The organism is Polymorphobacter megasporae, from assembly GCF_018982885.2.
Classification (GTDB): Bacteria; Pseudomonadota; Alphaproteobacteria; order Sphingomonadales; family Sphingomonadaceae; genus Polymorphobacter_B; species Polymorphobacter_B megasporae.
The window spans coordinates 320787-334216 of record NZ_CP081849.1; the positions used below are offsets into that span (position 1 = coordinate 320787).

The window sequence follows — 13430 nt, forward strand, 5'->3', positions numbered from 1 at the left end:
CTCATCCCGGCGGCGATCCACTTGGTCGCCGGCCGCATGCCAATCCATCGCCGGGCGCGCCCTGCAGCCTGGAGCGGTCGCAACCGGCTGCAGGAGGGCGTCTTGAAGTTCGAGCATCTTCGGTCGTGGCTGCCCCAGGAGCCGGTATCGCCAGAACCGCCGATCTGCGCGGAACTGTTTAGCATCGAACGGTTGGAAGCGTGCGCCCGCGCCCTTGCCGCGAATCAGCCGGTCGCCGCCGATCCGCGCACCGGACGGTCGATCTCGGCGCGTCTAGCGGCCAACAGCAAAGTGCTGACGGCGGCGTACCGAGCCGTGGCCGCCGATCTCGCGGCGAGCCGGCCGATCAGCCCGGGAGCCAGCTGGTTGCTCGACAATTTTCACATCGTCGAGGAACAACTCCGACAGATCAGCAACGACCTGCCGCCGGGCTTTTACCGGCGGCTGCCGAAATTAGCGGACGGTCCCCTGCAAGGTTATCCGCGCGTTTTCGGCATTTCGTGGACGCTGGTTGCGCACACCGACAGTGCCTTCGACGCGGCGCGGATTATCCGTTTCGTCGAGGCTTATCAGACAGTCCAGCCGCTCGACATCGGCGAACTCTGGGCGCTCGCCATCACCCTCCGGGTCGTGCTCGTCGAAAATCTTCGCCGGCTGGCCGAAGCGATCCTGACCCAGCAGGCGGCCGGCGACGAAGCGGACCGGCTTGCCGGCCGCATCTTCGGCACCGTCGACGGGCGGCCGCAGACTAACGACGAGATCGTCGCCTGCCTCAAGGCCGCGCCGTGGTCGACCGCCTTCGCCGTCGAGATGGTGGAACGGTTGCGCCATCAGGACCCCGGGGCCGTTCCGGCGCTGCACTGGCTTAATGCGCGGTTGCTCGCCGAAGGTTCGGATGCCAACCGCATCGTCTATGACGATCTCCAGCGCCAGAGCGCCATTGATGTGACCGTGCGCAACGTCATCACCAGTATGCGGCTGGTGTCGATGATGAACTGGGCGGAAGTCTTCGAAACCCTGAGTCCGGTCGACGCGGTGCTGCGCGGCGCGAGCGACTTCGGCGCGATGGATTTCCCGACGCGCGATCACTATCGTAGAACGATCGAAGTGCTCGCCCGGCAGTCGAGGCTCGCTGAGGTCGAGGTGGCGCGGCGCGTAATCGCTGCTGCCGCGGAAGCACCCGCGCTGCCGGACGCGCCGCCGCGGCGCGAACGCGAGCCCGGCTATTATCTGATCAACAACGGTCGCGCCGGATTCGAGGCGACGCTCGGCTGCCGCGTGCCGACGAAGACCTCGCTGTTCCGGCTTTATACCGATGTCGGTATTCTCAGCTACATCGCGATGATCGCCGTACTGGCGCTCGCGGTTCTGGCACTCGCCCTGTGGGCGGTCGCTGCGGCTGGCGGCGATCGCATCGTCGTCATCATGCTTGGCGTCGTCGGCCTGGTGCCCGCTTCGGACATTGCCGTCGCGCTGGTCAACCGCTGGATCACTCGCTCGGTCAGCGGTAGCCCGCTGCCAGCGATGGAATTGCGGGATGGCATAACCGCCGACCTGCGGACGATCATCGTCATTCCGACCCTGCTGGTCGATGCGCCGAGCATTGCCGAGCAACTCGACCGGCTGGAGGACCATCATCTCGGCAATCCCGACGACTATTTCAGCTTTGCGCTGATTTCGGACTGGCTCGATGCGCCGACCAAACATGTCGCGGGCGATCAGGCGCTGCTCGATCAAGCTGCCGCCGGGATCGCGTCGCTCAATACGCTGTATGGGCCGGGACCCGATGGGCCGCGCTTCTTCCTGCTCCACCGGCGCCGCCAGTGGAACGTCGGTGAAGGCAAATGGATCGGTTGGGAACGCAAGCGCGGTAAGCTGCGCGAACTCAACAGGCTCCTGCGCGGGGCAACCGACACCAGCTTCATAACGATCGGCAGCGTAGCCGCGGCGCTGCCAGCCGCTATTCGCTACGTCATTACTCTCGACGTCGACACGCGGCTGCCACTGGGCACGGCGCGCCGGCTCGTCGGCAAGATGGCGCATCCGCTCAACCACGCTGAGTTCGATGACCGCGTAGGCCTCGTCACCCGCGGCCATGGCATGCTGCAACCGCGGGTCACCCCGTCACTGCCGATCAGCAGCACAGGCTCGTTATTCCAGCGCGCGTTCTCCGGCCCCAATGGGCTCGACCCCTATGCGCTTGCGGTGTCCGACGTCTATCAGGACCTGTTCGAGGAGGGCTCGTTCACCGGCAAGGGCATCTACGAGGTCGACAGCTTCGAAGCGGCGCTGAACGATCAGTTTCCCGAAAGCAGCGTGCTTAGCCACGATCTGCTGGAAGGTATTTTCGCCCGGGCGGCGCTGGCGGCCGACATCGAGGTGGTGGAGGAGTTCCCATCCCGCTACGGCGTGGCGGCGGCGCGTCAGCACCGCTGGGTTCGGGGTGATTGGCAGTTGTTGCCGTGGATCCTGGGCCTTGCGCGTTGTACCGGCTCCGGCACGCGGCTGACCTCGATCCCGCTGATGGGTCGGTGGAAGCTCCTCGATAATCTTCGCCGCTCGCTGTCAGCACCAACTGCATTGTTGGCTTTGCTGATCGGCTGGCTGCAGGCGCCCGCCATCGCCGAAGTCTGGACTGCCTGTATCCTGTTGGCCGTCTGTCTGCCGCCGCTGTTGCCAGCAATCGGCAACATCATGCCGAACCGCGCAGGCATCTCGCTGCGCAACCATTTCCGCACGCTTCGCGGCGACTTCGCGCTGGGGCTGATGCAAAGCGGGTTCCTCATCGTTTTTCTCGCTCATCAGGGTTGGCTGATGGTCGATGCCATCGCGCGGACGATGTTGCGGGTATTCTTCCGCCGTCGGCATCTGCTGCAGTGGGTCACAACGGCGCAGAGCAGCGACGCCCATCGCTTCGATACGCGCGCGTTAACGTTGCAAGTTGCCGCGAGCGCCGCGTGCTGCGGTGGCTTTGCAGGGTTGATCGCGGCGTCGGGCGATCGCACCTGGATCGTCGCGTTGCCGATGTTGGCGCTCTGGGCGGTGTCGCCGCTGATCGCTTGGCAGGCCAGCCTGCCGCCCACGGCCGAGTCCGATCTCGCGATCACGACGACCGATGAGAGGGCGCTGCGGCTGGTCGCCCGGCGTACGTGGCGGTTCTTCGAGACGTTCATCACCGCCGACGACAACATGCTACCGCCGGACAATTTCCAGGAAACGCCAAGGCCGGTTGTCGCCCATCGCACCTCGCCGACCAACATCGGCCTTTATCTGCTGTCGATTTTATCGGCCCACGATTTCGGTTGGATCGGGATCGGCGACGTGCTCGACCGATGCGAGGCGACCTTTGCCGCGATGGATCGACTCGAACGCTTTCGCGGCCATTTCTTCAACTGGTACGATACGACCGACCTACGGGCGCTGGAGCCGCGCTACGTATCCTCGGTCGATAGCGGCAACCTCGCCGGGCATCTCCTCGCGTTACGCAATGGGCTTCAAGAGATCGCCACGGGTCCAGCCGTTGGCGCGGGCTGGGCGGCTGGAGTCGACGATGCTGCCGCGTTGCTCGCCGAGACCGTCGCTGGGGGCCGGGCGGCGCGCACGCTATCCGACGCCGCCGCCGCGCCCTTGCTGGCGCGCCTAGCGCTTTTCAACGATCGCCTTTCGGCCGCAACGACGACTGATCACGAGGTGTCGACCAAGCTGCGCGATCTTGGCGATCACGCTGATGTCCTTGTTGTAATTGCACGTGAAATCATCACCTCAGGTGCAAAAGTCGAACTGCTCGACTGGGCGCTGGCGCTTCACTCCAGCGTCGGTGAATGGCGCGACGAAGTCGAAGCCACTAGCGACAAGGTTGTCGCGCGCGTGCAGCGCCTCGCGGGCCTTGCTGGCCGGGCCAAGGCGATGTTCGACTCTATGGCGTTCGGCTTCCTCTTCGATCACGGGCGCGAGCTGATGTCGATCGGCTACCGCGTCGATGACGCCAGCCTCGATGGCAATTTCTACGACCTGCTGGCGTCGGAAGCACGCTTGGCGAGCTTCATCGCGATCGCCAAAGGCGATCTGCCAGCCAAACACTGGTTCCGGCTCGGCCGCACGCTTACGCCGATCGATGGCGGTTCCGGGCTGATCTCCTGGTCCGGATCAATGTTCGAATATCTGATGCCGTCGTTGGTCATGCGCGCGCCCGCCGCAAGCCTGCTCGCGCAAACCAACGCGCTGATCGTCTGGCGGCAGCGCACCTATGCCGAAAAACGCGGAATGCCGTGGGGCATTTCGGAATCGGAATATGATGTTCGCGATGCCGAGCAGACCTATCAGTATTCGAGCTTCGGCGTGCCCGACCTCGGCTACAAGCGCGGCCTTGCCGACAATCTCGTCATCGCGCCCTATGCTACCGGCCTAGCTGCGATGATCGATCCGACGGCTGCGGCCGCCAACTTCAGGCGTATGACCGACCTCGGCGCGCGCGGCACTTATGGCTGGTACGAGGCACTTGATTACACCCAGTCGCGGCTGCCCAACGGGACTAAGATGGCGATCGTCCGGGCCTTTATGGCGCACCATCAGGGGATGCTGCTGGTCGGCATCGGCAATGCGCTTCACGACGGCCGGATGCGCGCGCGCTTTCACGCGGAACCGATCATCCGCGCCTCCGAATTGCTATTGCAAGAGCGCATGCCGCGCGATTTTGCCGTCGCGCGGTCGCCGTCCGAATTAACTGGTCCCGCTGATCAAGCCGCAGCGAGCACCGCACCCGATCCCGATCGACATTATTCGTCGCCGCATTCGCGAGTGCCACGCACGCATCTGCTGTCCAATGGTCGGCTGTCGACGATGTTGACGGCGACTGGATCGGGCTACTGCCGCTGGAACGACCTTGCCATTACACGCTGGCGTGAAGACGTTACCTGCGATGAGCGCGGTGCGCATATTTTCCTCCGCGATTGTGACACCGGCGCAACTTGGTCCGCCGGCTTCCAACCGACCGCAGTCGAGGCCAACCAGTACGATGTTGCCTTTTCCGAATGCTCGGCGCGGATCACTCGAGTCGACGACGACTTGGTGACGACCATGGAAGTATACATATCGCCGGATGACGACGCCGAAGTAAGGCATCTGTCCATCGCCAATCATGGTTCTCGCGATCGCGTCGTCGAAGTCACGTCCTATGCCGAGCTGGTGCTGGCGAGACAATCCGACGATCAGGCGCACCCGGCGTTCGGCGCGCTGTTCGTCGAGACCGAATTTGTCCCCGATCTGGGTGCACTGCTTGCGACCCGTCGGCGTCGCGGACCCAGCGATCCCGAAATCTGGGCCGGGCATCTAAGCGTCGTCAACGGCGAATCGACCGCCGAAGTCCAGTACGAAACGGACCGCGTGGGATTCGTTGGCCGCAGCCGAACCCTCCACGCCCCCGCTGCCATCGCCGATGGTTGGCCGCTGTCAAATTCGGACGGAGCCGTACTCGACCCGATCTTCAGCCTGCGGCGACAGGTTCGCATACCAGCAGGTTCGAGCGTCAGTATCAGCTTCTGGACGGTGGTCGCGGCAACGCGGGAGGCGGTGATGGCACTGGCCGACCGGCATCGCGATCCGGTCGCCTTTGAACGTACCGTGACGTTGGCTTGGACGCAGGCACAGATGCAGCTGCGGCATCTCGGCATCGACAGTCGGGAGGCGCACCGCTTCCAGCGTCTGGCAAGCCATGTTCTGTTCTCCGATCCGGTCCTGCGGCCGGCGCCCGTCGACATCGGCCGCTGGGCCGGAGCGCCATCGACACTGTGGGCTGCGGGCATTTCAGGCGACCTGCCGATCGTCCTCGTCCGGATCGCCGACGACGCGCATCTCGATTTAGTCCGCGACGTGCTGCGGGCGCACGAATATTGGCGGACAAAGCGTCTGGCGGTCGACCTCGTCATCATCAACGAACGCAGCGCGTCCTACGCCGAAGGTCTGCAGGCCGCGCTCGATGCGCTGGTCCGGATGCTGCGACCGTTGGCGAGCGCGGCGGACAAGGCGGTCGGCGCGGTGTTCGTGCTGCGCGCCGACCTTATCACGCCCGAGTTGGGCGGACTGATCGCCAGCTGTGCCCGAGCCGTCCTGCACGGGGACCGCGGCTCACTCGGCGACCAGCTGCGCCGCGCCAGCGACGCGGATGACCGCGGCGCCGGAGCCACTCTGCCGCTGCTGGCTCCGGCTGCAGCTGGCCCGACGCCGCCGTACGAGCTCGAATTCTGCAACGGCATAGGTGGCTTCGACGATGATGGCCGTGACTATGTGACGATCCTTGACGATCGCCAGACGACGCCTGCACCGTGGCTCAACGTCGTCGCCAACCCCTGCTTCGGGTTCCAGGCCAGCGCCGACGGCAGCGGCTTCACCTGGGCGCGCAACAGCCAGCAGAACCAATTGACCCCGTGGTCGAACGATCCCGTCTGTGACCCGCCCGGCGAGGCGATTTATGTCCGCGACGAGGACACCGGCGACGTATGGACGCCGACGGCGCTGCCGATCCGCGACACCTCGGCGCGCTACACCGTCCGGCACGGCCAAGGCTTCAGCCGGTTCGAAACATCCGCACGCGGCATCCTGCTCTCGTTGACGCAGTACGTCCCGGTCGACGATCCGATAAAGATTTCAGTGCTGCGGATCACCAACGCTTCCGGCAGGCCCCGATCCCTGTCTGTCACGGCCTATGTCGAATGGGTACTAGGTCAGAATCGGTCGGTAAACGCGCCGTTCGTCACTACCGAAGTCGATCCGGCAACCGGCGCCATCTTCGCACGCAACCGCTGGAACGCTGCCTTTGCCGACGATGTCGCCTTCGCCGATCTCAATGGGGCGCAGACGACGCTGACCGCGGACCGCACCGAATTCCTGGGCCGCAACGGCGCGATAGGTCGGCCGCTGGCACTGGCAACCGGGCGGCCGTTGTCGGGCAGCGTCGGGGCGGGGCTCGACCCTTGTGCCGCACTGCAGGCGAAGGTCCGGCTGGCACCCGGTGCTACCGCCGAGATCGTCTGCTTTCTCGGTCAGGCTTCCAGTGCCGCTGTCGCCCAGGCGCTATTGATCAAATACCGCGACGCAGATTTAAACGCGGTTCTAGCGGCCGTCACCGCGCAATGGGATGCAACGCTGGGGGTCGTTCAGATCAGCACCCCCGACCGCGCGCTCGACATCATGGTCAACCGCTGGATCCCTTATCAGACGCTGGCCTGCCGGATCTGGGCACGAAGCGCGTTTTATCAGGCGAGCGGCGCCTATGGCTTCCGCGACCAGTTGCAGGACGTGCTGGCGCTGTGCGTGGCGCGGCCCGACATCGCCCGCGCCCATCTACTGCGCGCTGCAGGTCGGCAGTTCGCGGAAGGCGATGTCCAGCATTGGTGGCTTCCGGAATCGGGGCGCGGCGTGCGCACCCGCATCATGGACGACCGCGTATGGCTGGCATACGCGATCGCGCACTATGTGATGGTAACCGGCGATGTCGCCGTCCTTGAGGAATCAGTATCGTTCGTTGCCGGTCCGGCACTGAGGGACGGCGAACACGACTCGTTCTTCCAGCCGACCGCGACCGCCGAGCAGCCGAGCCTGTTTGATCACGTGGCACTGACGCTCGATACCAGCCTGGCCACCGGCGCGCACGGCCTGCCGCTGATGGGCACCGGCGACTGGAACGATGGCATGGATGCGGTCGGAGCCGGTGGCCGCGGTGAAAGCGTCTGGCTCGGATGGTTTCTCTACGGCGCGCTCACCGACTGCGCGCTGTTGGCCGACCGGCGCGGGCTACCGGACAAGGCCGACGCATGGCGCCGCCACGCCGGACTGTTGCAGTCCGCACTCGAAGACGCCGGCTGGGACGGGGACTGGTACCGACGCGCGTTCTTTGACGATGGAACGGCGCTAGGGTCGGTCGGCGATCGCGAATGCCGCATCGATTCGATAGCGCAGTCATGGGCTGTTATTTCGGGCGCGGGCGATCTCGCGCACGCGTCCCGCGCGATGGCTGCGCTCGACCGCTATCTGGTGCGTCGCGACGATGGCATCGTCCTGCTGTTCGAGCCACCCTTCGACAAGCCTGACCGCGATCCGGGTTACATCAAGGGCTATCCTCCCGGAATTCGCGAAAACGGCGGTCAATACACCCATGCCGCGACTTGGGTAGCACTGGCGTTCGCGATGCAGGGTGACGGCGACCGCGCCGGCGAGGTCCTCGCCATGCTCAATCCGATCCACCACGCCGATACGCCAGCAGCGATTAATCGGTACAAAGTCGAGCCTTATGTCATCTGCGCTGACGTCTATTCGCAGGCACCCCATGTCGGGCGCGGCGGATGGACTTGGTACACGGGGTCGGCGGCGTGGATGTACCGGGTGTCCCTCGAGGGGATGCTGGGTTTCCACCTGACTGGCGAAACGCTGCGGATCGATCCGTGCATCCCGCACGACTGGCCAGGGTTCGGCATTCTCTTTCGCCATCACTCGACAACTTACGACATTGTTGTCGCCAATCCCGACGGCGTCTGCCGCGGCGTGACCGCCGTCCGCCTTGACGACGCGGTGCTGCCTGCCACGGCATCGATCGGGTTGGTCGACGACGGCGCGACGCACCGCCTGCACGTCACCCTCGGCTACGCAATATAGAGGTCGTCATGTCTGACATAAGTCCCCTAGCTGGCAAGCCTGCCCCGCGAACGTTGCTCGTCAACGTGCCTCGGCTGATGACCGCCTATTTCACGTTGGTACCCGACCCGGCGATCGCCGCCCAGCGGGTGTCGTTCGGGACGTCGGGGCATCGCGGTTCAGCGTTCGCGACCGCCTTCAACGAAGCCCATGTCCTCGCGATAACCCAGGCGATCTGCACATGGCGTCGACAGGCCAGCACCGATGGTCCGCTGTTCCTTGGCATGGACACCCATGCACTATCGGAAGCCGCCTTCGCCAGCGCGATCGAGGTGCTGGCCGCCAATGGCGTCGAAACGATGATCGACGATGCCCACGGCTATACACCGACGCCGGTAATCTCCCACGCCATCTTGGGGCATAACAAGAGCCGGACAACGGGCCTGGCCGACGGCATCGTCATTAGCCCGTCGCACAACCCACCAGACGAAGGCGGCTTCAAATATAATCCGGCGAATGGCGGCCCTGCCGACACGGGCATCACAGGCTGGATCGAGACAACGGCGAATCGCTTGCTCGGCGATGGATTGAAGGATGTCCGCCGGATGCCCTACGCTCGGGCCCGCAAGGCCGCGTGCATCCATGACCACGATTATGTCACGCCCTATGTCGCGAGCCTTGGTGACGTCGTCGATATGGCCGCGATCGCTGCAGCTGGCGTGCGCATCGGCATCGATCCGCTGGGTGGTGCCGCGGTCCGTTACTGGCAGCCGATAATCGAGCGCTACAAGCTCGCGGCGACGGTCGTGAACGAAATCGTAGATCCGACATTTGCGTTCATGACGGTCGACCACGACGGCAAGATCCGGATGGATTGCTCATCGCCGTCAGCGATGACGAAGCTGGTGGCGCTCCGCGGCCAGTATGACATCGCCTTCGCCAACGACACAGATGCCGACCGGCACGGCATCGTCTGCCCGTCCGAAGGACTGATGAAGCCCAACGACTTCCTTGTCGCCGCGATCGACTATTTGTGCCGCAACCGCCCGGCGTGGACCGGCGGCGGCGCGATCGGCAAGACCGCGGTGTCGAGCGCGATGATCGACCGTATAACGACGAAGCTCGGACGCAAGCTGTATGAGGTTCCTGTTGGGTTCAAATGGTTCAGTGCCGGACTGATCGACGGCTCGCTGGTGTTTGGCGGCGAAGAGAGTGCCGGCGCCTCGTTCCTTCGGCGCGACGGTACTGTATGGACCACCGACAAAGACGGACTGATCATGGGCTTGCTGGCGGCCGAAATAACCGCACGGACAGGTATGGACCCTGGCAAGTACCACGCCAAGGCGACGAGCGACCTCGGCACGTCGCACTATTCGCGAACCGACGCACCGGCATCACCGGAGCAGCGCGACAGGCTGGCGAAGTTCAAGCCGGCGGAGGTTAAGGCCACTTCGCTCGGCGGCGAGCCGGTGTTGACCAAGCTCGACCATGCCCCGGGAAACGGCGAAGCCATCGGCGGGATTAAGGTGACGGCACGCGACGGCTGGTTCGCCGCCCGCCCGTCGGGAACAGAGGATGTCTACAAGATTTACGCAGAGAGCTTTCGCGACGAAGCTCATCTTAAGCTGATCAAGGACGAAGCCCATACCTTGATCGATCACCTGTTCGGGCGGGTATAGTGTAGTTCGCGTCGTCCGTAGCCGCACGCGCGAGGACAGCCGTCTGATCAGCAAAGAACGACCGTGCTCGGTCTAGGTGATTTCCGAACCTGTCGCGGGCCGTGCTCCTGGCTCAGACAGGATATGCGCAAAGACCTGCCCGCGCGGACTTGCTGCAAGGAACCTACCATGACTGAGTCAACTAATTTGGAGCGTAACGGCACCGCGAACGAGGCGCCGGTTAGTGCCGAGGAAGACGGGCAATCGCGCGTCCGAAAGACGTTGCGGCTCTCTCCCACATATGAGCGCCCAACCCAAGGACGCGCGCCCCTGTTTCGTCGATAACGGAACATGGTCATGGTCCTCGGATCGGACCCCCAGCACGTAGCGAATCGGGCTACGGATCCTGTAAGACGATCGTCCGCTACCGGCGGGACGCGGCCGCTAATCGCCGGCAACTGGAAAATGCACGGCCTAGCGGCGCAGCTCGACCAGATCGCGACGATCGCCGCATCGGTTCACGCAACACCGCACGCAGCCGACGTCGTGATCTGCGTTCCGTCGACGCTCCTTTCGCGAGCGGTGGACATCGCCGCGGACCGGATTGCGCTCGGCGGCGAGGATTGTCACGCTGAAGTCTGCGGTCCGTTCACCGGCGATATAAGCGCTCGAATGCTCTCCGACGCCGGGGCTACGGCGGTGATCGTCGGCCACTCGGAGCGCCGCAACCACCATCATGAGACAGACGCGATGGTTGCCGCGAAGGCAGCGGCGGCTTGGGCGGCAGGACTGTCGACCATTGTTTGCATCGGCGAGTCTGAGATTCAGCGGCGTAAAGGCGACGCGTTTACCGTGTGCGCCGATCAGATAAGTGGGAGCCTGCCCCGTGACGTGGCGCGCTCCGGATCGGTCGCGATTGCGTACGAACCGCTGTGGGCGATCGGCAGCGGCAACATGCCAAGTGCCAGTCAGATTACGGAAATGCACCAGCACCTTCGATCTTGCCTTATGAAGCTCGCCGGCCCTTCCGGAGCGGGCATCCGCATCCTTTATGGCGGGTCTGTCACCGGAGATAATGCGAGGGAAATCCTTGGGCTGGCCAACGTCAACGGCGTGCTAATTGGCGGAGCCAGTTTGCTTGCAGCCGACTTCGATGCTGTGTTGCAGTGCGTGCCCGACCTGCAGGCCGCATCTAAATAGCGCAAAGGATCGTCGCTAAGAAGCGAGGTGCAATCGCAATTGGTCAGCTGGAATAATTGACCTGCGCGGGGCTGCGCAAGGCAGCGACGCAGCGGTCGCGGCGCACATTGCGCCGGTCGTCTTGCAGCCGGAACCGGTGACACTGTGCCTGCCAGGAGAAGTGACGCCGCGGCCGATATTCGCAACGTTGGCGGCCAGGCTGCTAACGTTGAATAAGACGACGATCGACCCAGGCGACGACCGTGAGACGACACACAATTACCCTGCGAGCAACATCGGATAGTTGTGTGGGCGTTTGGCGCGAAAGGGGCCACGATCGAGGCGGAGTTTATCACGCTGATTTTACGTCGAGAAGGAAGGTAAAGACACGCTTGGAGACACGCGCTGTCTAGAATAGACGGAATAACTTGCCATTCGAGCGCCGCGCTCAGATGGCATGCTCAACCTGTAAACGAACTGAACCGTCCACTGCTCTCAGCATAGATCGTTTCACCGTAACCCGCGTGCCTGGACCCGTCGCGACAACATGAATCGTCGCATCCAGTTGTTTTGCGAGCGCATTTACGATTGCGGTGCCTAGGCCAGCCTTGGCGTCGTCAATGTTAGGGGATATGCCGACACCGTCGTCGGCGACGCTTAGCTGCCAACCTGTTCTTGTGGCATTGTAGCTGACATTGATTCTACCATGCCGGTGTTCGGGAAAGGCGTGTTTTAACGCGTTGATCACCAGCTCCGTGACGATAAGTCCGATGCTGACCGATGTATCGGGCGCGACGCTGCTGCCGTCGGCATCAACGGCGATAGCTAACTGATTGTGATCGGCAATCATCGAAGCTCCGATGCTGCGGCAAAGCTGATCAAGGTAAGTCTTAATAGCCACATCTGTCAGATTCGTAACAGCCAAGTGCCGCTGAAGCTCGGCAATCGACATCACTCGACTATGCGCGTTGGTGAGGTGATCGCGGAGCTCTTCAGATTGCGTCTTGCGCGCGCTTTGCATCAAGACGCTGGCGATGATCTGCAGGCTGTTGGCTACGCGATGCTGCAGTTCCTGCAACATGAGGGATTTATCACGGACCAGATCATCGCGCAGCCTATCATTGGCCCGCGCCTCGGTCACATCCGTTATGGAAACGAGCAAACGGACGGCCATTCGGTCGTCGTAATCGACACGATGAGCGCTGAGGCACAACCGGCGAGCACCGCGTTCCCTCAAGTTCAGGTCTAGTTCGTAGTCTTCGACCCTTGCGCCGCCCGAAGCCACCGCCGTCAGCAATGACCGTAGCCGTGGTGAGTCCCACTCCCCTCTTCCAAGCGAGAATATCGCTCGACCACCAACCTGGGCCGGATCGACGTTAAAGTCACGGCAGAATGCATTGCTTGCGGCAACAACGTCGAGATCGCCGTCGATTAGGAGTAACGGCATCGTGGCAGATGTCACCATAGCCACGGCGAGGGGAAGTCCGTCCGAGACTGAGGGCGGCACCGGAAAATTCATGGAATGGCACTTTCAGTGGACCGGTGCTCGCAAGTCGTTAGCAGCTCTCGATTTCACGTAAGATTACAGCATTGGAATGAAATCGCGGCATTAATGTCCACCCCGCGCTTAGATGAAACATCTAAAGGCGGCGATTCACCGAAGCCTCTAATTTTTTCCACGACGCATCAAGCTTTGCCCAGAACGAGGCTTGAGGAGCCGCCGAACACTGTTCCACTATGATCGGAACGACGCGGTCAACAGAAGTGACGTCAATGATCGCATCTTGAGGACGCCCCTTATGCTTCGCGCCTTCGGCCCAATAGACGACCTTCGGCCGCTGCACTTCCGTCAGGGACATGAAGTCACTGCACCTCATATCGCCGCGCAAAGGCGCGGCGGTCACCTGGGATGCAACGCCACCAATCGCGATCAAACAGCCGACCATCGCGGATCCTAAAACCTTCATC

General features: G+C 63.2%; 5 protein-coding genes. 3 read left to right on the plus strand and 2 right to left on the minus strand.

What is annotated here, in order from left to right; all coding sequences use genetic code 11:
- The first annotated feature begins 102 nt into the window (after positions 1–102).
- The 3 genes from KTC28_RS19860 (at position 103) to tpiA (ending at position 11483) form a co-directional block, all read left to right on the plus strand.
- On the plus strand, positions 103–8646 hold the full coding sequence (locus tag KTC28_RS19860; RefSeq protein WP_216711152.1) for a glycoside hydrolase family 94 protein: 8544 nt from the start codon (positions 103–105) through the stop codon (positions 8644–8646).
- Positions 8647–8654: 8 nt separating this feature from the next.
- Positions 8655–10304 (plus strand): phosphoglucomutase (alpha-D-glucose-1,6-bisphosphate-dependent), encoded by a 1650-nt coding sequence (gene pgm / locus KTC28_RS19865; protein WP_216711151.1) that lies wholly within the window; start codon positions 8655–8657, stop codon positions 10302–10304.
- Between the two features lie 444 nt (positions 10305–10748).
- Complete coding sequence (tpiA, locus tag KTC28_RS19870) at positions 10749–11483, plus strand: triose-phosphate isomerase (protein WP_255602605.1); 735 nt, start codon at positions 10749–10751, stop codon at positions 11481–11483.
- A 427-nt stretch (positions 11484–11910) separates the two neighbouring features.
- On the opposite strand, the gene KTC28_RS19875 is transcribed toward tpiA, so the two are convergent.
- A complete protein-coding gene (locus KTC28_RS19875; protein ID WP_216711149.1) occupies positions 11911–12981 on the minus strand; it encodes a sensor histidine kinase in 1071 nt (356 codons plus the stop codon).
- A 121-nt stretch (positions 12982–13102) separates the two neighbouring features.
- Positions 13103–13429 carry an HdeA/HdeB family chaperone gene (locus KTC28_RS19880; protein ID WP_219774127.1) on the minus strand — a complete coding sequence of 109 codons (327 nt, stop codon included), beginning with the start codon at positions 13427–13429 and terminating at the stop codon, positions 13103–13105.
- Position 13430 lies beyond the last annotated feature (1 nt).